At 39.8% G+C, this 23,284-nt stretch carries 25 protein-coding genes, 1 tRNA gene and 1 pseudogene; 14 read left to right on the forward strand and 13 right to left on the reverse strand.

Annotated elements, in window-relative coordinates; genetic code table 11:
* Positions 1-42 precede the first annotated feature (42 nt).
* On the forward strand, positions 43-1,035 hold the full coding sequence (locus GXP67_RS03135; protein ID WP_162441811.1) for a glycosyltransferase family 9 protein: 993 nt from the start codon (positions 43-45) through the stop codon (positions 1,033-1,035).
* An 85-nt stretch (positions 1,036-1,120) separates the two neighbouring features.
* Here the strand turns inward: GXP67_RS03135 and rnc are convergent, their stop codons facing one another.
* From rnc to GXP67_RS03150, 3 genes are read right to left on the reverse strand one after another with little or no spacing between them, the layout of a single operon-like run.
* Positions 1,121-1,867 (reverse strand): ribonuclease III, encoded by a 747-nt coding sequence (gene rnc / locus GXP67_RS03140; protein ID WP_232064894.1) that lies wholly within the window; start codon positions 1,865-1,867, stop codon positions 1,121-1,123.
* A 5-nt stretch (positions 1,868-1,872) separates the two neighbouring features.
* Entirely contained in the window at positions 1,873-3,126 is a 1,254-nt protein-coding gene (fabF, locus tag GXP67_RS03145) for a beta-ketoacyl-ACP synthase II (protein ID WP_162441812.1), read from the reverse strand.
* Positions 3,127-3,177: 51 nt separating this feature from the next.
* Positions 3,178-3,414, reverse strand: a complete 237-nt coding sequence (locus GXP67_RS03150) for an acyl carrier protein (protein WP_162441813.1) — start codon at positions 3,412-3,414, stop codon at positions 3,178-3,180.
* 295 nt (positions 3,415-3,709) lie between these two features.
* Between GXP67_RS03150 and pyk the strand changes: the two genes are divergently transcribed.
* The gene (gene pyk / locus GXP67_RS03155) at positions 3,710-5,143 is read left to right on the forward strand and encodes a pyruvate kinase (protein ID WP_162441814.1); all 1,434 of its coding nucleotides are present in this window, start codon (positions 3,710-3,712) and stop codon (positions 5,141-5,143) included.
* Positions 5,144-5,274: 131 nt separating this feature from the next.
* Here pyk and GXP67_RS03160 read toward each other — a convergent pair whose 3' ends face one another.
* From GXP67_RS03160 to yihA, 3 genes are all read right to left on the reverse strand, one after another.
* Positions 5,275-5,733, reverse strand: a complete 459-nt coding sequence (locus tag GXP67_RS03160) for a DUF5606 family protein (protein ID WP_162441815.1) — start codon at positions 5,731-5,733, stop codon at positions 5,275-5,277.
* 25 nt (positions 5,734-5,758) lie between these two features.
* Positions 5,759-6,130: an energy transducer TonB gene (locus tag GXP67_RS03165; RefSeq protein ID WP_162441816.1), complete on the reverse strand. Its 372-nt coding sequence runs from the start codon at positions 6,128-6,130 to the stop codon at positions 5,759-5,761.
* 143 nt (positions 6,131-6,273) lie between these two features.
* On the reverse strand, positions 6,274-6,879 hold the full coding sequence (gene yihA / locus GXP67_RS03170; protein ID WP_162441817.1) for a ribosome biogenesis GTP-binding protein YihA/YsxC: 606 nt from the start codon (positions 6,877-6,879) through the stop codon (positions 6,274-6,276).
* Positions 6,880-7,043: 164 nt separating this feature from the next.
* Between yihA and GXP67_RS03175 the strand changes: the two genes are divergently transcribed.
* The gene (locus tag GXP67_RS03175; RefSeq protein ID WP_162441818.1) at positions 7,044-9,038 is read left to right on the forward strand and encodes an OmpA family protein; all 1,995 of its coding nucleotides are present in this window, start codon (positions 7,044-7,046) and stop codon (positions 9,036-9,038) included.
* A gap of 215 nt (positions 9,039-9,253) precedes the next feature.
* Entirely contained in the window at positions 9,254-11,245 is a 1,992-nt protein-coding gene (locus tag GXP67_RS03180; protein ID WP_162441819.1) for an OmpA family protein, read from the forward strand.
* Positions 11,246-11,400: 155 nt separating this feature from the next.
* On the opposite strand, the gene GXP67_RS03185 is transcribed toward GXP67_RS03180, so the two are convergent.
* Positions 11,401-11,994 carry a DJ-1/PfpI family protein gene (locus GXP67_RS03185; protein WP_162441820.1) on the reverse strand — a complete coding sequence of 198 codons (594 nt, stop codon included), beginning with the start codon at positions 11,992-11,994 and terminating at the stop codon, positions 11,401-11,403.
* Positions 11,995-12,239: 245 nt separating this feature from the next.
* On the opposite strand from GXP67_RS03185, the gene GXP67_RS03190 reads away from it, so the two are divergent.
* Entirely contained in the window at positions 12,240-12,632 is a 393-nt protein-coding gene (locus tag GXP67_RS03190) for an Hsp20/alpha crystallin family protein (protein WP_162441821.1), read from the forward strand.
* Between the two features lie 79 nt (positions 12,633-12,711).
* Here GXP67_RS03190 and GXP67_RS03195 read toward each other — a convergent pair whose 3' ends face one another.
* On the reverse strand, positions 12,712-13,479 hold the full coding sequence (locus tag GXP67_RS03195; protein WP_162441807.1) for an IS5 family transposase: 768 nt from the start codon (positions 13,477-13,479) through the stop codon (positions 12,712-12,714).
* Between the two features lie 314 nt (positions 13,480-13,793).
* On the opposite strand from GXP67_RS03195, the gene GXP67_RS03200 reads away from it, so the two are divergent.
* The 4 genes from GXP67_RS03200 (at position 13,794) to GXP67_RS03215 (ending at position 17,284) form a co-directional block, all read left to right on the forward strand.
* Positions 13,794-14,795: a hypothetical protein gene (locus GXP67_RS03200; RefSeq protein ID WP_162441822.1), complete on the forward strand. Its 1,002-nt coding sequence runs from the start codon at positions 13,794-13,796 to the stop codon at positions 14,793-14,795.
* Between the two features lie 210 nt (positions 14,796-15,005).
* Positions 15,006-15,773: a LexA family transcriptional regulator gene (locus GXP67_RS03205; protein WP_162441823.1), complete on the forward strand. Its 768-nt coding sequence runs from the start codon at positions 15,006-15,008 to the stop codon at positions 15,771-15,773.
* A 32-nt stretch (positions 15,774-15,805) separates the two neighbouring features.
* Positions 15,806-17,140, forward strand: coding sequence for a neutral/alkaline non-lysosomal ceramidase N-terminal domain-containing protein (locus GXP67_RS03210; RefSeq protein WP_162441824.1), 1,335 nt, complete (start codon positions 15,806-15,808; stop codon positions 17,138-17,140).
* Positions 17,141-17,211: 71 nt separating this feature from the next.
* Positions 17,212-17,284: transfer RNA gene (locus GXP67_RS03215), tRNA-Gln, on the forward strand.
* An 872-nt stretch (positions 17,285-18,156) separates the two neighbouring features.
* Here the strand turns inward: GXP67_RS03215 and GXP67_RS03220 are convergent.
* Complete coding sequence (locus tag GXP67_RS03220) at positions 18,157-19,137, reverse strand: glycosyltransferase family 2 protein (RefSeq protein WP_162441825.1); 981 nt, start codon at positions 19,135-19,137, stop codon at positions 18,157-18,159.
* A gap of 435 nt (positions 19,138-19,572) precedes the next feature.
* Between GXP67_RS03220 and GXP67_RS03225 the strand changes: the two genes are divergently transcribed.
* A complete protein-coding gene (locus tag GXP67_RS03225) occupies positions 19,573-20,007 on the forward strand; it encodes a transposase (RefSeq protein ID WP_162441826.1) in 435 nt (144 codons plus the stop codon).
* Positions 20,008-20,020: 13 nt separating this feature from the next.
* Here GXP67_RS03225 and GXP67_RS03230 read toward each other — a convergent pair whose 3' ends face one another.
* From GXP67_RS03230 to GXP67_RS03245, 4 genes are all read right to left on the reverse strand, one after another.
* Positions 20,021-20,533 carry an IS3 family transposase gene (locus GXP67_RS03230; RefSeq protein WP_394351958.1) on the reverse strand — a complete coding sequence of 171 codons (513 nt, stop codon included), beginning with the start codon at positions 20,531-20,533 and terminating at the stop codon, positions 20,021-20,023.
* 59 nt (positions 20,534-20,592) lie between these two features.
* Complete coding sequence (locus GXP67_RS38165; RefSeq protein ID WP_162441828.1) at positions 20,593-20,703, reverse strand: IS3 family transposase; 111 nt, start codon at positions 20,701-20,703, stop codon at positions 20,593-20,595.
* Positions 20,704-20,766: 63 nt separating this feature from the next.
* The gene (locus GXP67_RS03240; protein ID WP_162441829.1) at positions 20,767-20,922 is read right to left on the reverse strand and encodes a hypothetical protein; all 156 of its coding nucleotides are present in this window, start codon (positions 20,920-20,922) and stop codon (positions 20,767-20,769) included.
* Positions 20,923-20,936: 14 nt separating this feature from the next.
* The gene (locus tag GXP67_RS03245; protein ID WP_162441830.1) at positions 20,937-21,107 is read right to left on the reverse strand and encodes a hypothetical protein; all 171 of its coding nucleotides are present in this window, start codon (positions 21,105-21,107) and stop codon (positions 20,937-20,939) included.
* A 58-nt stretch (positions 21,108-21,165) separates the two neighbouring features.
* Here GXP67_RS03245 and GXP67_RS03250 point away from each other — a divergent pair, with 58 nt between their 5' ends.
* The 4 genes and pseudogenes from GXP67_RS03250 (at position 21,166) to GXP67_RS03265 (ending at position 23,282) form a co-directional block, all read left to right on the forward strand.
* Positions 21,166-21,351: a transposase gene (locus GXP67_RS03250; protein WP_162441831.1), complete on the forward strand. Its 186-nt coding sequence runs from the start codon at positions 21,166-21,168 to the stop codon at positions 21,349-21,351.
* A 149-nt stretch (positions 21,352-21,500) separates the two neighbouring features.
* Positions 21,501-21,707 (forward strand): IS3 family transposase, encoded by a 207-nt coding sequence (locus GXP67_RS03255; RefSeq protein WP_162441832.1) that lies wholly within the window; start codon positions 21,501-21,503, stop codon positions 21,705-21,707.
* Positions 21,708-21,743: 36 nt separating this feature from the next.
* On the forward strand, positions 21,744-22,073 hold the full coding sequence (locus GXP67_RS03260; RefSeq protein WP_162441833.1) for a DDE-type integrase/transposase/recombinase: 330 nt from the start codon (positions 21,744-21,746) through the stop codon (positions 22,071-22,073).
* 21 nt (positions 22,074-22,094) lie between these two features.
* Positions 22,095-23,282, forward strand: a pseudogene (locus GXP67_RS03265) (IS3 family transposase).
* Positions 23,283-23,284: the final 2 nt, after the last annotated feature.

Raw genomic sequence — 23,284 nt, forward strand, 5'->3', positions numbered from 1 at the left:
TGTTTCTGCGTATGTTGCATATTCATTTTAAATGCTCATTGATTGGTTCCACAAAGTATTCTGATAATTCAAACGGCTTTTATTGGCGATGTTATTCTGGCAACCAGCCTGATTGAAAAACTGAGGCAATACTATCCGGAGGCTCAACTAGATTTTTTAGTCAGGAAAGGGAATGAAGGTGTGCTGCAGGATCATCCGTATATGAGGAATATATTGATATGGAATAAGAAACAGGGAAAGTACAAAAGCCTGTATGACTTACTGCAATACATCCGCTCAGAACAATATGATGTAGTAGTGAACCTGCAACGTTTTGCCTCGATGGGTTTTCTCACTGCCCTTTCAGGTGCCAAACAGAAAATAGGTTTCGACAAAAATCCCTTTTCTTTCTTCTTTGATATACGTGTTCCACACCGGATTGGCGAAGGAAATCATGAAACAGAAAGAAACCAGGCATTACTTACGCATCTGACAGATACCATCGTTAAGAAACCCAGATTATATCCGGCAAAAGCTGATTACGAAGCGGTACTATCGTTGCAACATACGCCTTATATCTGCATCGCTCCTACTTCAGTATGGTTTACCAAGCAATTTCCGCAGGAAAAATGGATTGAATTAATCAACCAGTTGCCAGAACACTATACCATCTATTTACTTGGCAGTCCGGCTGATCATCAGGCTTGTGAAGATATTAAAACGGGGGCTAGTAAAAATACCGTAGTTAACCTGGCTGGTAAACTTTCGCTGCTACAATCTGCCGCTTTAATAGAAAAAGCCTTGATGAATTATGTAAATGATTCGGCACCCATGCATATGGCTTCGGCTATGAATGCACCTACGTGTGCGGTATACTGCTCTACCATCCCTGCCTTTGGCTTTGGCCCTTTATCAGGTCAAGCTTTTATTATAGAAAAACAAGAACCACTTTACTGTAGACCGTGTGGTTTGCATGGCTACAAAGCTTGTCCGGAAGGCCATTTCAAATGTGCGCACGACATACAAATACCACGACTCACCAGATTGGTTAAGTAGAAGCTAGTAAGTATTGAATAAATACCCAAAGTATTGAATGTAAATGATTTCTCTTCATACTTTGTACTCATTACTAATACTAAACTTACTTAAGTTGAAGGATTTCGCAGGACTTTTCGGCAGCTGCCTGTTCGGCTTTTTTCTTGCTGTAGCCACTTCCGGTAGTAAAAGGTTTCTCATCTATCACAATCTGGGCGATAAATTCCTTGTTATGCAGACTGCCTTTTTCCTCAATGATTTCAAAGCGTAGAGCTTTATTCTCCCGTTGTGCCCACTCAATAATGAGGCTTTTGAAATTTGAATTCGTCAGGATAATCTGGTCTAAATCGAAGTGAGGCCCGATTAGTCTCTTAATGATAAATTTTTTGCAGTACTTAAACCCCCGGTCTAAGTAAATAGCGCCTACCAAAGCTTCCAGTGCATCGCCATGCATGGATTTGTGCGTAAGAACAGTTTTCCGGCTGCCATCAAAAACAATCAGCTTATTTAATCCTATCTTACGGGCTAAGTTATTGAGTGATTCCCGGTTTACGATTCTGGAACGGATATCAGTCAGAAAGCCTTCTTCTTTATAAGGGAATTTTTTAAACAAAAAATCAGCAATAACTGCTCCCAGGATGGCATCTCCTAAATATTCTAAACGTTCATTAGATTCCCGGAAACCGGATTTAACAGATTCTTTGGAGGCAGAGGTATGTTGCAGGGCCAGCTTATACAAGCTCAGGTTTTTGGGCTTACTTCCAATCATCAGATGAAGGGCAGAAGTAAGCTTATTATCTTTGTCAGAATCCCTTTTGAATAATTTGGCAACAAAGCTGAAGATGGCTGGCACTGCTTTTATTCCTGCATTTTTCTGAAAACAATAGAGAAATTATGTCCGCCAAAACCAAAGGTATTACTTAACACCACATTAATTTTCCGGGATTGCGCCTTATTAAAAGTAAAGTTGAGCTTTGGGTCAAAGGCTTCATCATCGGTAAAATGATTAATGGTAGGCGGAACCAGCTGGTGTTTTATGGCAAGAATAGAGGCAATGGCTTCTATAGCTCCGGCTGCACCCAGCAAATGGCCAGTCATTGATTTAGTAGAGCTTATATTGAGTTTGTAGGCGTGTTCTCCAAATACTTTTTGAATGGCAGAAGTCTCGCTGATATCGCCTAACGGAGTAGACGTACCATGTACATTGATATAATCAATATCTTCTGGCTTAATACTGGAGTCGCGTAGCGCATCCCGCATTACATTTAATGCGCCTAAGCCTTCCGGGTGCGGCGCAGTAATATGATACGCATCTGACGACATTCCTCCGCCAATAAGCTCTGCATATATATGGGCACCCCGGGCTTTGGCATGTTCATATTCTTCCAGAATTAACGCACCTGCTCCCTCGCCTAATACAAACCCATCCCGGTCTTTATCAAATGGGCGGGACGCAGTGGAAGGGTCATTATTGCGCTCAGATAAGGCTTTCATGGCATTAAAGCCACCAATACCTGCTTCCGTTACAGCGGCTTCGGAACCGCCGGCAATGGCTACATCAATACGGCCGATACGGATATAATTTAAGGCATCTACTACCGCATTGGTAGCTGAGGCGCAGGCAGATACAGTAACAAAATTGGGTCCGCGAAACCCGTATTTAATCGACACAAAGCCAGAGCTTAAATCGGCGATCATTTTGGGAATAAAGAAAGGATTGAAACGGGGGGTTCCATCTCCTTTGGCAAAGCCTACTACTTCCTCCTGAAAGGTTTTGAGCCCGCCAATTCCTGATCCCCATATCACGCCGGCTCTGTCGAGATCTATTTTGGTAAGATCTAATTTTGAATCTTGTAATGCTTCTTCAGATACGACAAGGGCATACTGGGTAAAGGGGTCCATTTTGCGGGCCTCTTTACGGTCTATATGATTAAAAATATCGAAATTCTTTACTTCGCAGGCAAATTTAGTTCTAAATTTCTCTGCATTAAACTTCGTAATGGGAGCTGCCCCACTTACCCCGGCAGACAATGAATGCCAATAGTCATGTACATTATTTCCTATCGGGGTAAGGGCGCCTAATCCTGTTACTACTACTCTCCTAAAATTCATAGAACGAATTTTCTGCCGAAGCAGAGTTGAATGGGAATGTGGGTTTGCTGCTTATTTCACGTTTTCTTCCAGGTAAGAAATCGCTTGGCCTACGGTAGCAATGTTTTCGGCCTGGTCATCAGGGATAGAAATGTTGAATTCTTTTTCAAACTCCATAATAAGTTCGACAGTATCTAATGAATCGGCACCTAAATCATTTGTAAAGCTTGCTTCATTGGTTACCTCAGACTCTTCAACGCCTAATTTATCAATAATGATACTTTTAACTTTTTGTGCTATTTCTGACATTTCCTTTTATTTTTTTAGTTAAAAAACACTGCAAAGAAATACATTTAAACTAATATTGTCAAACAATTTTTTCTAATCTTACATAAAAGTCTATTTTAATTTTAACTTTACGGCAGCCAATTGGTACTCTGATTTAACGCAATTAACAGCTAAAATGCCTTGCTATCGGTAAAACCGGGAGAGATAAACGCCTTTTCAGCGCTTAAAACAACTATGCGTAATCAACCAAATTTCAAATGTATACACATATTCAGCATAAGCCTTTAAACTAAACCTTTAATCATCCATTATACGAATGAAAATTCATTTCAATAAGACAAAAGTGCTCGCTACTGTAGGGCCTGCTTGTAACAAAAAAGAGCAGTTACTGGAGTTGATACATGCAGGCGTAGATGTATTCAGGCTCAATTTTTCGCATGGCAGCCATGAAGAACATGCCAAAGTGATTGAATATGTACGTGAGTTGAATAAAGAACATAAGCTAAATATCGGCTTACTTCAGGATTTGCAAGGGCCGAAAATCCGTACCAGGGAAGTAGAGAATAATGGGGTGATGCTCGAAAAAGGCAAAAAACTGGTACTGACGCCAGAAAAATTAGTAGGAAATGCTGAGCGTATCAGCACAACCTATATTGAAATGGCGGATGATGTAAAGGTAGGCGACATGATTCTGGTGGATGATGGCAAGATAGAGTTGAAAGTAACAGAAGTGAAAGGCAGCGATGTTATTACGGAAGTTGTATATGGAGGCATTTTAAAATCTAAAAAAGGTATTAATCTGCCCAATACCAAGGTATCTATTCCGGCACTTACCGAAAAAGACCGGGAAGATCTCATATTTGGACTCGAACAAAACCTGGACTGGATAGCTTTATCCTTTGTGAGAACGGCTGAAGAAGTACTGGAATTAAAAGATATTATCAAGCAAAAAGGAAGAACGGCAAAGGTAGTTTCTAAAATAGAAAAGCCCGAAGCCATTACCAATATTGATGCTATTATTGCCGCCTCTGATGCCCTGATGGTAGCCCGTGGAGACCTGGGTGTGGAAGTTCCGATGGAACAAGTGCCGATGATTCAGAAAATGATTGTTCAGAAATGCAATCAACTGGCAAAGCCGGTAATTATTGCCACTCAGATGCTGGAAAGCATGATTACCAATCCCCGTCCGACCAGGGCAGAGATAAACGATATTGCTAATTCTGTAATTGATGGTGCAGATACGCTGATGCTGAGTGCAGAATCGGCTTCAGGCATGTATCCGGTTCTGGCCGTAAAAAGCATGACAGAAACCATCCGTCAGGTAGAAGAATCGGCTGAGATTTATTATAAGAACCATGCCTATGTAATGAAATTACGGGATGAGAACTTTAACAATAATAATGTAGTGGTAAGTGCCTGCCGTCTGGCCAGAGATACTGGTGCCAAAGCCATAGTAGGCATGACAAGTTCGGGATATACCGCTTTCCGGATTTCCAGCCACCGACCTAAGTCCAATATATTTGTGTTTACCAGCAATCAATCACTGTTGAATCAATTGAGTTTACTTTGGGGCGTACGGGCTATCTATTATGATAAGTCTAATTCCACTGATGAAACTTTCCAAGACATTACCAGAATCCTGAAAGAAAATCATCAGATCAATGTTGGGGATGTTCTTGTTCACACGGTAAGTATGCCTATCGGCAAAAAACAACGCACCAATACTATTAAGCTGAGTGTAGTTGAGTAATAATAAATTGTTGATGATGGTTGGCAAACAGCTGAATGTACCACTATATAAATAGTAGAAGATTACATTTGATAAAACAAAAAGCCCTGTTATTGAATAACAGGGCTTTTTATTAGTTAAAACTTAATCTATCAGGATTTTTTTGTTTCTGCTGGTTCTTCAGTAGCCGCTTCCTCTGCCTTTTCACCTTCTTTCTTTTCAAACAGTTCAGGCGCATGAGCAGCCAGAATAGAATACCAGTTTACTAATTTTTTAATATCAGAAGTATATACCCTTTCTGTATCGTAGTTAGGTACCACACTTTCAATAAAATCAGCCAGTTCATTGGTAGAAGATTTGGCGTTGGCCGGGATATCTTTTCCATACTTTTCATGAATCGACATCAGTACTTCTTCCAGCGGAACGGATGATTCCTTACCGGTGGTGTAAATAGATATCTCTTTCAGCAAAGATACACGGTGTTGGGTTCCAGCGACTACCCTGCTTTTTTGCGCATCCAGCGACTCCAAAATCACACCGGTACGTGTTGGTTTCACAACTTTAAATAATCCGCCTTTTCCTGAAATGGTGGCTACTTCTTTTAATTCCATGAATATAAATTTATATACTTACACATTATTTAGGCAAATCAAAACGCACTGGCACAGTAGCATCTACCCTGTAACCTGGTGCGTTAAACTTCAGAGCACGCACAATACGCATAGCTTCGTCACCACAGCCGGCACCTATATTTTTAATTAATTTATGGTTAACCATTTTACCATTTTCTTCCAGGGTGAAAGCTACTACACACTCTCCATGTATCCGGTTGCGTTTGGCCATTGGTGGATATATCATATTTTTTTGAATATCAGCCAGTAAAGCTTCTTTTCCACCGGGGTAATGCTCAGCTACTGGAACCACTTTTCCATTACCAGCGCTCTGGGCGAATGAAGCAAAGCCAGCTAGTACACAGATGCAGATTACGATCAAAAATTTGTTTCTCATAGCGATTGGATATAATGAAAAAGATTATTCCACATATCTAAAGAAAAAATAATCCTTTTATTGCCAAAACTACCCAATTTTATTACAAGCCACAAAGATAGAAATACAATAATGAAATGCTTCAGTGTAAAAAGAAAAAGACGCTACACTTTTGTATATGTCTCATTAAGCGAACTGATATAGGATAAAATTTCTTCTTTTCCCTCGTTGGATACAGCAGAAGTGGTAAAAGAAACAGGCAATTCCTCCCAGAATTCCAGCATTTTTGTTTGAATAGCTTCTACGTTCTGAACGGTTCTTGTTTTGGATTGTTTATCGGCTTTTGTGAATATAATGGCAAATGGAATCTGAGATTCGCCCAGCCACTGCATAAATTCGAGATCCACATTCTGTGCTTCATGCCTGGAATCGATTAATACAAATACACAAAGCAGATTTTCACGATGCCGTAAATATGTTCTGGTCATCTGGGTCCATTTTTCTTTATCCGCTTTACTAGCCTGAGCCCATCCATATCCTGGTAAATCTACCAGATACCAGGAATCATTGATTAAAAAATGATTAATAAGCTGGGTTTTCCCGGGTTTCTGGGATGTTTTTGCCAGCGTAGACTTCCCAGTCAGCATATTAATAAGCGACGATTTTCCCACATTCGAACGGCCTATAAATGCATATTCCGGCTTATCCGGCTGTGGACATTTTTTATAATCGGTATTGCTGATAACAAATGTGGCTTGTTCTATTTTCATGGCAGCGGGCATTTTATATAAGATATTCTGCAAAAATACAATTTTAAAACAAGCCTATACGGCTTACCGGATAAACTTACATTGTGCTTTCATTTTACAGGTATTACCCACACGTAATTTGTTTACATTTGATTAGCTCCTGAGCTTTTACTTTTAATATCTCTATGAAAAAGGCTATATACTGTATTTTTTTCCTTTGCCTGCTTGTCAACGGACATTTGTTTGCCCAGTCTGTGAAGCGGATTTTTAAGGAAGCGGATGGTTATTTTGAGAGTGCCGAATACGAAACTGCCCTGGATTTATACTTGCAAGGTTTAAAGCTCGATCCTGAAAATGCACAAGCCAACTTCAAAGCAGGGATGTGTTATCTACAATCCATTCACGAAGACAGGGCCATTCCATATTTGCTCAAAGCTTATAAAAAAATGCCTGATGTTTCTCCAGATATACAATTCTATTTAGCAGAAGCGTATCAATACAATCATCAGTTTGCAGAAGCAAAACAGGCGTATGAACAGTATAAATCAACTTATACCGGAAAAGATGCCGCGGTAGCAACCAGGCTAAGCCGCCGTATTTTTGAATGTGAAAATGGAATCAAATACATCAAACAGCCAGTAAAAGCCCAGATTGATAATATTGGTCCTATTGTTAACACCAAATTTGCCGAATATGCTCCGGTTATTTCTGCCGACGAATCGGTTCTGGTATTCACCTCCCGCCGGGAAGGCTCTACGGGCAACTTTGTTTCTCTGGATGACAACCAGTATTATGAAGACATTTATATAGCGAACAAAGTCAACGGCACCTGGACGGCTCCTAAAAATATCCAGGAAATCAATACCGAAAAACACGATGCCTGTATCGCTTTATCGGCCGATGGGAAACAGCTTTTTATCTATAAAGACAGCAAGGGCGGCGATATTTATGTATCTAATTTCGATGCAGGGGAAAATATATGGTCTAAGCCGCAAAGTTTAGGCGACAATGTAAATACCAAATACCAGGAACCCTCCGTATCCATGACTGCCGATGGAAATACTATCTATTTCTCTAGTAACCGTCCTGGTGGAACTGGTGGACTAGATATTTATATGAGCCGGAAAGATGAAAAAGGAAAGTGGGGAGAAGCCGTAAACATTAGTGGCCCGGTAAATACACCTTACGATGAAGATGCCCCTTTTATTCATCCGGATGGTCAAACGCTATATTTCAGTTCGCGCGGACATGCCGGCATGGGTAATTATGATATTTATCGGTCTACTTTGGATGCAGGCGGCAAATGGTCGGAACCAGAAAATTTAGGGTATCCGATTAATACTTCCGGCGACGATACCTATTTTGTACTATCTGCCGACAATCAACATGGTTATTATGCTTCAGCTAAAGAAGGAGGCGTTGGTGAAAAGGATATTTATATTATTTCTATGCCAAAAAGGGAAGCCTTGGCTACTACAACCAAAACTACCATTCAGCCAGCAAAACCTGCGCTGAAAACCCTTCAGGTGGGGCCTACAGCTAAAGCTGATATCAAAAGTGCGATTACAATTCTGAAAGGTACGGTGATTGATGCCTTTTCGAAAGCACCTTTAGAAGCAGATATTGTGCTTGTGAATAATGAAAATGCTGAAACAGTATCTGAACAACGGTCAGATACGAGCGGCTTTTATAAAACGACGATGCCTTCCGGAAAAAATTATGGATTTTCTGTACAAAAAGAAGGGTATTTATTTCATTCTGAAAACTATGACATCCCAGCCAGTGAAGGTTACCAGGAAATCACCCTGAATGTGGAACTGAAAAAAGTAAGTGTAGGCTCCCGCATCATTCTACGAAATATCTTTTTCGATTTTGATAAAGCTACCTTGAAAAAAGAATCTACGGCTGAGCTTGAAAAACTGCTGGAAATCATGAATGAAGTACCTACCCTGAAAATAGAAATCTCAGGCCATACCGATAATAAAGGTAGTGCAGACTATAACAAAAAGCTTTCTGAACGCAGAGCTAAATCGGTAGTAGATTACTTACTGGCAAAAGGAATTAGTCCAGACAGGCTCCGGTATGCTGGGTATGGCATGGACCGTCCACTGGTTTCTAATGATGAAGAAGAAGGTAGGCAATTGAACCGGAGAACGGAATTTGAAATTATTGGAAATTAAAATGACACCCATTTTTTAACTAATTAGTTACATGGAACATATTTACCAGTTAAATGCACAGAATGCTGATAATAGCCTGTTTAGATTGCATTCTCTCTACAAACAGACTCTTTTTCTTTTTTCGGTATGATCCAATGAAAGAAGCGTATATAAAAATGTTGAAATATTCTCTCCTGATAACTTGCTTGCTAAGCTTACTTATCAGCCACACCCTTGTGTATGCACAGGTTGACAAAGATTTGGTAGCAGAGGCAGATGCCGCTTACAATATCGGTGCTAAATCGCTGGCTTTGGATAACTACCAGCTGGCTTTAAAAGCAAACCCTGATAACGTACGAGCGAATTTTATGGCAGGTAAATCTATTCTGGAAACCATAGATAAAAGCCGGGCCAGTAAATATCTGATTAGAGCTTATGAACTTGATCCAAATATAAGTCCGGATATATTACTACTCATTGGACAATCGTTCCAGTTTGGCAAAGATTTCGATAATGCCATTACTTACTATGAAAAGCATAAACAACGGATAGAAGCAGATGCTGCATTAAATAAGAAGGCTAAGAAAACTACAATCAAAGTAGCATTAGCAGAGATAGATGTAAAGATCGCTCAGTGTAATAATGGAAAAAAATACACCAATGATCCTTTGGAATATGCGATTAAAAACCTGGGAGATGGGGTAAATACTGGGTTTGCCGATTATGCACCTGCCGTGAACAAAGATGAAAACCTTATGATCTTTACTTCCCGTAGAGAAGGAAGCACAGGTATTGGTAACGTGGATAAAGATTTACAATTTTTCGAGGATATATACATATCTGAATTTAAAGATGGTGCATGGCAAGCTGCCAAAAACATTGGAACGAATATCAACACCGAGTACCATGATGCCAGTATTGGTCTGTCGGGCGATGGAAAAGAGTTATTCTTATATAAAGATGAGAATGGAGGAGATATTTATGTATCCAGGCAGAAAAATGACGGTACCTGGTCTGATCCGGAGCCTATTAGCAGCAATGTAAACTCTACTCACAACGAAAACTCCGTTTCAATTTCTCCAGATGGCCAGACTTTGTTTTTCACCAGCGACCGTCCTGGCGGAAAAGGAGGAATAGATATTTATATCAGCAAGCTGGATAAAAGAGGGCAATGGAGCAAACCTTCTAATATTGGTGCGCCTATTAACACAGCAGCCGATGAAGATGGCCCCTTTATAGATTATGATGGTAAAACACTCTACTTCAGTTCACGCGGGCATGAAGGAATGGGAGGATATGATATTTTCGTTTCTGAATTTGATAGTACTACCAAAAAATGGTCGGAGCCGGTAAATATTGGCTACCCCATCAATACTCCAGATGAAGATATTTATTTTGTAAAATCCGGTGACCGGAAATTCGGGTATTATGCATCGGTAAAAGATGGAGGATTGGGTGAAAAAGATATTTACAAAGTAGCTATTCCGGATAACCTCCAGAATTATGATAAGCTCAAAGTCCGTAAAATTGAAGGAAAACCTATTGCTAAACTGGATACGCCTGCCGAAATAAAGCCTGTAACACTTACCATACAAATTCTCGATGAACTCAATAGTTCTCCTATGGATGCGATCGTAGCTGTAAAATCTTCGGGCGATAACATAGAGGCAAGCATCAGTAAAGTGGGTGAAGGCATATATACGTGTACATTCAATAATATTACAGAAAAAGAATATACCATTGCTGTAGAAAAAAACGGCTATATGTTCAAAAATGTAGGTGTTACCATTCCGGCTGTATCTGCACAGGTGAGTGAGATTAATAAGAATGTCATTCTTTCTAAACTACAAATCGGTTTCAAATCTATCCTGAGAAATATTTATTTCGATAGTGGCAAAGCAAGTCTTAAATCTGAATCTTACGAAGAACTGAATAAACTGGAACGCATGCTTCGGGAGAATCCGCAGTATCACATTGAGATTTCAGGGCATACCGATAAAATTGGCGACCCGGCATATAATAAAAAGCTCTCCCAGCAACGGGCAAATAAAGTTATCAAATTCCTGATCGATAAAGGCATTGAATCAAACCGTTTGACTGCTGTAGGATACGGGGAAAAAAAGCCGCTGGCTACTAACGATGATGAACTGGAAGGCCGGGAAATTAACCGGAGAACAGAATTTGAAATAAAAGGCGGAGATCTACAATCCAGTCACAAAGAGCAATAATCAATACAGCATTTCTACAGCTGATAATTATTAAAAAGCTTTAAACTTTGATATTAAACAGGCTACCAAAAATGGTAGCCTGTTTTTTCTGTACGCCGCTATTACTTATTGATTTCCAAAGTTCAGGTAGATCCGGAAAGTAGTATGCTATTCTCTCAGTATGTCGCTTTTGACATTGGCTGATCTGTTACTTGCTCCTTGCCTGCCAGACAATTAAAAACCTCTCTGTAAAACTCAGGATGTGATTGCCAGGTTTGTGCGGTTACAATATTCTTATCCCGTACAGCTTGTAAAGTGCTGTAGGTCCCTCCTCCCATTTCTATTTCCGTCCGTACATGTTCGTAAGCAGTAAGGCAATTACCCTGGGCAAGTCCGGCAGTAACCAGGATCTGAATACCGTGGCAAATAGCAAAAACCCATTTCCCCTGATTATTGAACGCACGGACAATCTCTAATAGTTTAGCATGATTGCGCAGATATTCTGGTGCCCGGCCACCTAATAATAAAATAGCATCATACCGGTCTGGCACAATTTCATCAATGGTTAGATCTGATTGCATGCCATATCCTTTCCGCTCAATATAGGTATCCCAGCCTGGTTCAAAATCGTGCATCACTAAATGGAGTGCACGTTTGCTGGGAGCAGCTACTACCGGTATATCTCCGGCTTCCAGAAAACGGTGGTAGGCATACCAGGCCTCGTAACTCTCACCGCCGTCGCCTGTAACAATTACTATTTTGTGATTCATGGAATTATTATTTTAATCAGGAATTATCTAAAATTTTCTTTGAAGATAACCAATTATTATCATTTCCAGGCTCTCGATAGGGAAAGCTTTTCTCAGACACGACGAAATGACACTCTCTTTTCATGCTTATATTTTGATTAAGCCAATATGACATATTCGCTGTTCCATACACAGGCATCAAGTACAATCACTATACTGGTATGTAGTTTGATACTATAATTGACATAACAAAATGATAGAAAATCATGGAATATACAATAGATAAAAATATGTGGCGGGGTTTTCTGGGTCAGATGGATCTGATGCATACATTGAATGGGGGGATGAGTATGACTTCGCTAGATGTGGCTGAAAATGAAAATGATATTACAATTACTATATCTGCACCCTCTGTAAAGCCCGAAGCCTATCAGGTGTTTGTAGATCATACTAAACTGGTGGTGTACTCTACCTATAAGCAACAATCAACACAAGGTGAAACAGGAATTCCAATGTACTTCAAAACCTTTGATATACCCTACTTTGTTGACGGAGCTAATATCAAAGCTACCTTTGAAGAAGGAAAACTAGTAGTAATAATGCCTTTTAGCGAAAGTAAGCAGACTTTGCAACGGAAAATAGATATAGAGCTTTCTTAAGCTAAATTACTATATTAAAAAAGGAAGAGACCAGATAGCTCTTCCTTTTTTGTTGCTTATTAGAGAACGTTTTGAAATATTATACTGGTTTTCTTTTAAGCAGTGTGTCAATAAAGGCTAATTGTAGCATAGCTTCCGAACTTTCTGTGCTTTTCTCAAAGTCACGGCTCAATCTACGCTTAAAATTGAGCCATCCGTAACTGCGTTCTACCACCCAACGGCCTCCTGCCGGCACAAAGCCCTTTACGCTTTCAGGCTTTTGTACAATTTCTACCTTCCATCCATAGTCTCTTTCTATCTCTTCTACAAAGGTATCTTTGTAGCCATTATCTGCTTTTAGTGTATGTAGGCGGCAAGACTTACCCTTCAGCTTAGCTGCTAACTCATAACCGGCTGTAGTGTCTGACACATGGGCGGCTGTTACATGCACAGCCCAAGGAATACCTAAACAATCCACTGCTAGATGTCTTTTTCTGCCATTCACCTTTTTGTTGCCATCTATGCCCTTGTCTTGGGAAGTAAACTGTACAATCTTTACACTTTGACTATCAATAGCTAACACGCTTGGCAAGGCTTGTCGGCCTGCTTTTTTTCTTTCTCTGATTGCTAAAAAAGCCAACAGCTCTTCGATGATGCCTCGCTTCTTCCACTGCCTGTAATGGTAATAAATGGTTTGCCAGGGTGGGTATTTACTTTCCATGTTGCGCCATTGACTACCTGTAGTAAGTAGCCATAGAATAGCATTAAGAATAACACGTTTGTCATGTTTGATTTTTCTTAGGTTATCTACTACTTCCTTGATAATTTCCCACTCACAATCAGTGAGTTCGAAGAATCTTTCTTGCATAAAACTTTTTGGTTGGACACCACAAGTTTACTCACTGATTCTTTCTTTTACCCTATTTCTATCCTTTCAAAACATTCTCTTATTTAAGCATAAAATTATATAGGTTTATAAATTTAGCTACAAGTTCAGCTAACCTTACAGTAACTGCTCATTCAGTTCTTTACACTAAATCAATCTATAAACCGTTATACCCATTACCTTACAGGAATTTCTCTCGTATATGTATGTTGCGCTTACAACAATTACCCTTTGAATAATGCAGGTCCGGATGCCAGAATAAAATCAGTTGTAGGTCATTATATTGTGTCGTATATATGTTTGTGACCAGATTTAGTTTTTCAATATGTATCTTCATCTATGTAGTGGTAAGTGCAATTCCGCTGAAAGCACAAACCATACTGAGTATTCCTCAGAAGAAGCAATATGCCTTGGAATTGCTAAAAAAATATGATCTGGAAGGATGGTATGTAGTAAATAAGGTCACCCGACTATCCATTAATAATAATTTCGATAGATATGCAGAAGAAAATACCCGCAAAAGTGTTCGGGAGAGTTTAGGTACAGTGGTGCATGAGGTCAATCATGGCTACAGTGCATTGATGGCCTGGCGGCTACGATACAAAGAGCGAGACCAGTATTCCTGTTATTATACCGGCGACAGTACCTACGTTCTGGTAAAACATACCCCAGTCTTTCTGACTGAGGAAATAGGCAAATCCATCCGGCCCGAATTACATACATTCCGGTTTGATACCTATATATATAACCCGAACGAAAAAATTAAAATCACATCTAACACACAAGGCATTTACGGCCTGCTCGATGAATGGAATTCTTATTATCATGGCACAAAAACAGATGTGAACTTATACAAATGGTATGAAGAAAACACCAAAGGCGCACCTGAAGACTGGCGGAATTATTTTTCTACAGTGGGAAGTGTGGTCAATGCCTATATTGAATTTAAATTTTACTGTCTGGCCTACCTTCTATATGCTAAAGAAAATAAGCCGGATGTATATCAGGGGATTATCAATAATAAAGAGTTTGTCAGCGTATTCCTGACTGTAAATGACAGATATGGTGACCTGGTAGATAAATATTTGCAGATCAAAAAAGATATACTTAAAAAATTACAAAGCAAAGGTGCCAAAGTAAGTGAAGATGAAGAATGGATTTTTATTAATGGAGAGGGCACCGGAAATTTTGTCAATGAATACAAAGTTCTTCAGAAAGAAATAAACATGCCTGCCTATCAGGAAATGCTTGCTAACCTCCAGCTCATTGCTCAGTCTGAAGAAAAAGAGAGAAGATAGCTATTACTTTATATTATCTTCTTAATAACAATCACTGCTGATGGAGGTACAATACATTTTAACACAAAAATCATTATATAAGGCTGAAGTTTTCTATGCTTAATTTTTATCAAGTTAAGTATATATCCTGTAAAAATACCTGGCTTATTTGTCCGAAAATGTTTGTAAGTGTCAGTTCTTGTGCATACATTTACCAAACATTCTTCACCTATGAACCAAGCAGAAAGACTTAAAGAACTCCGCCGCAAAGCAGGATTGAACCAGATACAGGTAGCTGAATCTATTGGCAAATCACGCTCAAGATTAGCTACTTACGAAACACAGGACGAACTGCGTATTCCCTACCCTACCCTGGTTAAACTGGCAAAATTGTATCAGTCTACGCCGGAATATATTGAACATGGGGTGACTCCGGAAGAAGCCGCTTTGTCTGCAGAATACATCACTGGCAGACATATACGGCCATTGGTGGTTACAGTAGATAATACCGGAAAAGAAAATATCCTGTTTGTGCCTATTAAAGCCCGAGCCGGATATTTGCTGGGGTATGGAGATCCGGAATATATTCAATCTCTGTATGCCTGTTCCATGCCCGGTTTTACCAATGGCACTTTCCGTATTTTTGAAGTGGAAGGCTATAGTATGAGTAATACTTTACAGCCTGGCGATATGGTGATTACCCGGTATGTAGAAGATTGGAATAACCTTAGCAATGATAATGTATATGTAATTGTAGCTAAAAATGGAATCTGCATCAAACGTATTCAAAATGTAATAGACAAGGCTGCCGGTATTGTCATCCAGTCGGACAATCCGGAATTTGCCACCGATTTCATTCCGGTAGAAGATATTATGGAGATATGGGAAGCCAAAGCCCTGGTATCGCGTTCTATCTCCCGCAAACCAAGTGATGTTATTTTCGAATTAAACACTTTAAAATCCAGATTTGAGCACCTGACGAGCAAAAAACCGGCTTAACCTTTTACATTTGCATGCGTTAATGTAAGCCTGTGAAAAAATCTATAGTCCTGTTTGTACTGATATGTGTATGTATTGCCCTGATCCTACAATCATGTTTGCTTTCTAAAATTGACAGGACCCCCTATCAACAGACAGATTATTATGCGGCATTACAAGCCCAGCTGGATACTTTTTCTATAGATAGTTTACAACTTTATGGAGACACCTTGCAGGCAGGCTGGGCAAAAGCAAACATAACGCCTTCAACGCCAGTTCCCATGGCAGGCTATGGTTCCAGAAGAGGGCAGAAATATACAGTTGTTCACGACTCGATCTGGGCTAGAGCAGTAGTTTTTGATAATGGCAAACAGAAAGCCGCATGGGTTTCTCTGGATTTACTAATTGTACCGCCGGAGGTGAAAGAATCCCTTAAAAAAGCATTACCTGGAATAGGGTTTTCTATTGATCAAACTTATCTTACGGCCACCCATACGCACAGCAGTATTGGTGGCTGGGCTAAAAAACTGGTAGGCAGGCTGATTGCCGGCAAGTATGACGAAAATGTTATAAAACTTATTACAAATGGTATTGTAAATGCTATCAGACAGGCAGATATACATAAACAGAAAGCTAAAATAGGACTGGGTACTTATTATGCCAGAGAGCTTGTAAATCACCGGATTACCAACGAAGGTAAAGTTGACTCAACGGTTTATGTGTTTAAAATTCAACAAGCCTCTGGTGCTACAGCTGCCATAGTCAGTTTTACTGCCCATGCTACCTGCCTGGCTTCTAAAGATTATTCTCTTTCCCGCGATTATCCTGGTGCTCTGGTAGATTCTCTGGAAAAAAATAAGGAAATTGACTTTGCTGCATTTGGAGCTGGAGGTGTAGGCAGTCATAGTCCGGCTGCAGAAGGGGCTGAATTTGAGAAAATTGCCAATATGGCGAGTTTACTTTCACATAGAATCAATACAGGATTCGACTCTATTGCGCTTAAATACCAGACTCAACTGGCCAACAGAGAATTAGCACTTCCCTTACGTAAACCCCAATGGCGGATTTCGGAAAACTGGCGCTTACGACCCTGGCTGTTCTATAGTTTATACGGCGACTATCCGGCTACCCTAAGCATATTGAAAACCGGAAATCTCACCTGGATTGGAACGCCTTGCGATTTTTCGGGAGAACTTGCTCTACAGGTTCAGAAACCTGCCCAGCATCCGCTGATTATAAATAGTTTTAATGGAGGCTATATTGGCTACATTACTGAGGATAGTTACTACGACCGTAATCATTATGAGACCAGAGTGATGAACTGGTTTGGCCCGGAAAATGGCGCTTATTTCTTGGAAACAATCAATCAGCTGATGAAGAAGCTCTAAAAAAAATCAAAAAATTTGGCGGATTGTTTTTTTCATTCTACATTTGCCAAATCAAATTCAATCGTACAAACTGTCCGATGGTGTAATTGGCAACACGTCTGATTTTGGTTCAGAAGAGTCCAGGTTCGAGACCTGGTCGGACAACAAGAAAAGCCCTATTTCGCAAGATTTAGGGCTTTTTTGTGTTATGTGTAAGTTAGCGGTAAAGTAAAATACTTGAAATTGAAGTTAAATAGATTAAAAAATACCTAATTTTAGGTATTGACAAACATTTGATTATGCAATAGTTTAAGTTTTTAAAACTTAAGTTATAAGAAAGGTTTACTTTACTTGTTGTTAACTGTTTTTACTATATCTGGCTGCAAAGTAGCACAAACAGCAAGGTTAGCTTCACAAGGAGAATGGTCAGCAATATAAACTGAAATTAAATTATTTGACCAGACCGGTAATTTACCTCCGAAACAAGATTGGATAAAAGCGCTGATCAACCAGAATTTACCTGCTCCCTTTCATTATAATCCTAATCCCCACCTCAAATTTGTAGATTTGGACCGCCATGCCTATTTTATTCTTATCCTAACGAAAGATCAAGCACAAGCCGATTAGTATTTTGTGGACAATATTTTTGAAAAAGATTCGCCTAAAAAATTTGTATAAGGATGGCTAACAAATAGTGGTAGAAATGTTTTATCAAAATCGGATATCAAAGCTAAATAAAATGAATTTGTCAGCAGAAATATTGGGTCCGTTTCACAGAAGTCCTGTTGTATTAAATTACCATTTTAAACTGAAAGACGGACTCATTGAGGCAATGAAAATAACGAGCTAAAAAGATCACCTTAATTCTAAAGGTGAAAAATTGGTTTTTGTCTTAAACTATTTGCTGAACGAATGGGGGTGTTCAAAGCCTAACTCATAGGCAATTTCACTAATAGATACTACAAATAGTTTCTGAAATAAATTAGAAATGCATAGCACTTATTTACACCTGAAAGTTCTGAAAATTATCAAAGGCTTTAATATATACGTAGTACTGCTTTCACATAAAATTTGAGAAGATGAAAATATACTATTGGATCTCTGCTTAAACTTAAGGCTCGTTTTACATGTGAATAGGCAAGAAATATATTTCGCTTGTGGCACCAGATGTTATAAGCCGTGCCAATATTCATTCTGGCATAATATTTTTTTGATTCCTGAAGTATTTTTTTCCGATGGGAATAAGGTAGGTGATCTTGAATTAATTCCATAGCTTTTAGTAAATCAACGATATTCTGCCCTGATATCTCTTTTTGCCAGGAAATAGAATCTTGGTGCCCTCTATATTCAGCCAAAATCTCAGGTGTATAAGCTACCGGATAATGTTTAGCAATGCGTACCCACATCTCCCAGTCTTCTGCATAAGCCATTCCATAAAAACTACCTACTTTCTCATACACCTCCCGCCTGACTACCATGGCTACATACTGAATGCGCTGTAACTCCCCTATGCGAAGAAGCCAGTCAGATAAGATGCCTGCTTGTTTAGCTTCTGCAGGCTGATCAAGAACGTGGTGTCCATTCTCATTAATAAAACAGTAATTACTGAATGCAGCTCCTGCTTGTGGATATTGCTCAAATAGCAAACTCAAGGTCTGATAAAAGCCTGGCCTGATCCGATCATCACCATGTAGCAGATGCACTAACTTTCCTTGAGAACGATTGATGCACGTTTCAAAATTTCTCAGGCTACCTACATTCTCTGCCTGACGAAAATAACCTATCCGTCCCTTTCCTATCTGCCAAACTAACTTCTGCACATCTGCATCAGTGCTGGCATCATCAACTACTTCAATTTGCATATGTTGTTGACCAGGATCTTGAGCTAGCACACTTTGCAGAGTATCGGCAAGGAAGGCAGTACAATTATAGACAGGAATCATCACTGACCATAGAGGCCGATGAACAGAAGGAGGCAGGCTAAGAATAACAGGCGCTGAGGTAGGGATACGTTCCATGCAAGAAACTCTTGGCTGCAACAGCAACGCTAACAATAGATTGAAATGTAAAAAACAAGTAGCCTTGGATATGTAGTCTCAGGCTCTTTTACAAATATATAAAAATTGATTCATAATTTAAGACGTAAAGAGAATGATCTTTTAAACTAAAAACATCAGATAAACCCTTAGAAGCTGTATAAAAAGGGTAAGAGGAGGAAGCAGTACTCAAAGTAAATAAGTTTGTAGTGCCAACTAACAGACAAATTCCCATGAGTACTACTCAAAGCAAGGTAAAACGAAAGAAATATCCAAGTGACATCAGTAAAAATGGCTGGAAAAAGTTAACTCCGTATCTACCGGAGAGCAAGTCGGACTCCCAAAAAGGGGGCGCGCATCCGTAGCCTTGAAAGAGGTAATGGATGGAATCATGTATGTAGTGAAAACCGGTTGTAGATGGCGCAGTATGACCATGACCTGCCTCATTGGTTAACAACAGTCTATGGCTATTTTGACCCTTGGAGTAAAAGCGGGTTATGGCAGCAGATTCACTCGTTCTTAGTCCGGAAAGTGCGTCGGCAAATGAAAAGAAAACCCATGCCTAGTGCAGGCAGTTTAGATTCTCAAAGTGTAAAGACGACTGCTTGTGGAGGAGAGCATCGGGGATTTGATGCGGGCAAGCTTGTTAAAGGCCGAAAACGCTTCATTCTTACCCCTACACAAGGCTTACTAGTAGCCGTTTGGATTTGTGCAGCGAGTGTGTCGGAAAAGCAAGGCGCTAAACAGCTTTTACGCTATATCAAATTAGTACCTTGCTTGCAGGAGTTGTGTAGCTGTATCCAGCTAGTGAGGTACTCCCCGTTTTTAGGACCAAAAATGGGTAATTCTTAATTGAAACTTTTCTTTAGGCGCTACTGGCCAATGAACTATAATAGACTGCAACTGGTAGTTGCCTTCCAACGCCTTGATGATACTTCTTATTATTATATCTTTCGAAGAATTCCTTCAGACCCTGATATAGCTGCCAGCCGTCTTCAGGTGGGGTAAAGTAAACATAATCATATTTCACTGTTCGCCACAATCTTTCAATATATACGTTATCAATTGCCCTGCCTTTTCCATCCATACTAATTAAAATTAGCTGCTCTTTCAGATAGTCTATCCACTTTTTGCAGGTGAACTGGCTACCCTGATCGGAATTAACGATTTGTGGCTTGCCACGACTGGCAAGGGCTACCTGCAAGGTTTCCAGTACCCAATCCGCATCCATATTGTTTGAAATATCCCAACCTACCACAAAGCGGCTATGTACATCAATGATAGCCACCAGGTACATAAAGCCTTTTGCCATAGGTATATAGATTATATCTATTTGCCAAACCTGATTGCTTTCAGTGATAGACAAATTCTTTAACAAGTATGGATAGATGTACTCAGTTTTGCCTAGCCTACTTGGACCTAAAATGAGATTTTATCTCAGGTCCAATTTGGTTTAGGAAAGATGGCCATAAGGCCCATTTTTCTCAGTAATCGCCTTACTCGCTTGTGATTGACAACATACCCCTGGCTGCGCAGATAGTCCTGCATTTGCAGTACTGCTTCTGTTGGATACTTCGCAAATGAGATATTTGATCTCAGGTCTGATAGCGTTCATCCAACAAACGCATAATCCTTAAGTTTTCTTCTGTTTCGGCAGCAGGCTGATAATTCTGTTTCGGCAGCAGGTTGATAATACAGCACGCTTCGGTGCAGACCCAATAAATCGCACTGCGCCAGAATATTGAGTTCGCTTTTGGCATCGATCATGGCTTTCAATTGGTTTAGCCCAGTTTCTTCAAGCTTTTTTTTAGAAACTCATTTTCTAACTCTAACCTGCCTATTTTAGCATACAAGAGATCCGGGTTAATCTCTTCCTCTGATTGCGCTTCAGAAGATTTTTCGAATATTGAGGCGGCTCTGCTCAGAAAGTCTTGCTTCCATTTACCGATCATTGAACCTGCTACCTTTGAGTGGACGATAAGTTAAGCGAAAATAATTACCTTAACGAATATGTCAGAAAGAAGAAAGTTTGATAAAGCCTTTAAGTTGATGACCGTTGAGCTGTGCCTGTCGGGCAAATCAACTACAGAAGTAGCAGCAGAATTAGGGCTGCGCCCCGAACTGGTCAGCCGCTGGAAGCGAGAGTATGAACAAAGAAAGGAAGGCAGTTTTTCAGGGCATGGCAAGCCTGCTTAATCAGCAGAACAGGCCGAAATAGCCAGGTTGAAAAAGCAGCTTCGAGAGGCAGAAATAGAGCGCGATATGGAGCCGATGCTCACAACGTAGGCAGGTCCAAAAAAGGCAGTGAGCATCTTCTCCAAGAACGATGGCAAATTTTTCAATTCATGAAAAAGCATCACTCTATATTTGCCATTGAGAAGATGTGCAAGGTGTTGAAAGTCAGTAAGAGCGGGTATTATCATTGGCTCAACCGGAAGCCCTCTCCTAGGCAGGTAGATGAACAACAAGCTCTTAAGTTGATTAAGGAAATACATCAGGAAAGCAAGCGCCGATATGGTAGCCCAAAAATTACTTATGAACTTAAAAAGTAAGGTGTTTCTATGTCTAGGCCCAGGGTAGCCATAATCATGAGAAAAGCTAGTATTAGAAGCATTGTTCATAAACGATTTAGAATTTGTACCACTGATTCTAATCATACTTATCCGGTAGCTGAAAACTTATTAAACAGAAACTTTACACCGGAATACACAGGTAAAGCGTGGGGATCAGATCTGACTTATATAAAAACTACTAACGGCTGGTTATATCTGACTGTCATTATAGATTTAGCAGATCGAAAAGTAGTTGGTTGGTCATTGAGCCAAACAATGAAAGCTTCAGACACAGTGATTCCTGCCTGGAAGATGGCCATTGGACTTGCTACCTTTGACAGGAGGGAAAGAGATAGGCAGATTTAATAATTTATTAAATTTGATACTATGAAAAGACAAGTATTCGACCAAGCATTTAAACAAATGGCCGTAGAGTTATCTTATGCAAAAGGATCAGTCAAGGTAGCAGCTGCAGAATTAGGAATAGATCCTGATTAAGTAAGTGGCGGCAGAGTGAGCAGGACAGCAATGTAGCTCCTATTGAGAAGCCTGGCCTTACAGCTGAACAGTTAGAAATCAAACGCTTACAAAAGGAGTTAAAGGAGGCTCAGTTAGAGCGTGATATCTGGAGCCGATGCTGACAACGTAGGCAGGTCCAAAAAAGGCCGTCAGCATCTTTTCCAAGAGCGACGGGAAATATTCCGGTTTATAAACGAATATAGAGAGGTATTTCCGGTTGAAAAGATGTGTAAGGTAATGCAAGTGAGTGTAAGTGGATATTATTATTGGCTAAAAAATCCTATTAGCTCTAGAGCAATTAAAGAACAGGAATTGTTAGTTAATATTCATAAAATATATGACGATAGTAAAAAGCGCTATGGAAGCCCCAGAATTACTAGCGAGTTGAGAGAACTAGGTATCCAGGTTTCACGTCCACGGGTGGCAAGGTTAATGAAAAAAGCAAACATCAAAAGTATTATTCGTAAAAAATACCGGATACAAACCACTGATTCTAACCACGAATATACTGTTGCTGAAAATCATCTGAATAGAGATTTTTCTGCACAAACGATTGGCCAGAAATGGGTATCTGATCTGACTTACATCAGAACAGGGGCTGGCTGGCTGTACCTGACAGCTATACTGGATCTAGCTGACCGAAAGGTAGTAGGTTGGGCATTGAGTGAAACAATGAAAACTTCTGATACTACTATAGCAGCCTGGAAAATGGCCATCAAGAACAGACCTATTAGTCAAAATTTATTATTCCATTCCGATAGAGGGGTACAATACGCATGTATAGACTTTAGAAAGCAATTGAATCATTTACCTGTATTGCAAAGCATGAGCCGAAAGGGCAATTGTTGGGATAACGCAGTAGCTGAAAGCTTCTTCAAAACGTTGAAAACAGAGTTAATCTATCATACTGATTATGTTACAAAGCAACAAGCGAAGCTGGCTATTTTTGAATACATTGAAGGGTGGTATAATAACAGAAGAAGACTTTCAGCCTTAGGTAACAGAAGTCCTCAACAATATCAGGTTTCTTTAGAAGAAAAAAGAATGGCTGCCTAAAA

This window comes from Rhodocytophaga rosea (assembly GCF_010119975.1).
GTDB classification, from domain to species: domain Bacteria; phylum Bacteroidota; class Bacteroidia; order Cytophagales; family 172606-1; genus Rhodocytophaga; species Rhodocytophaga rosea.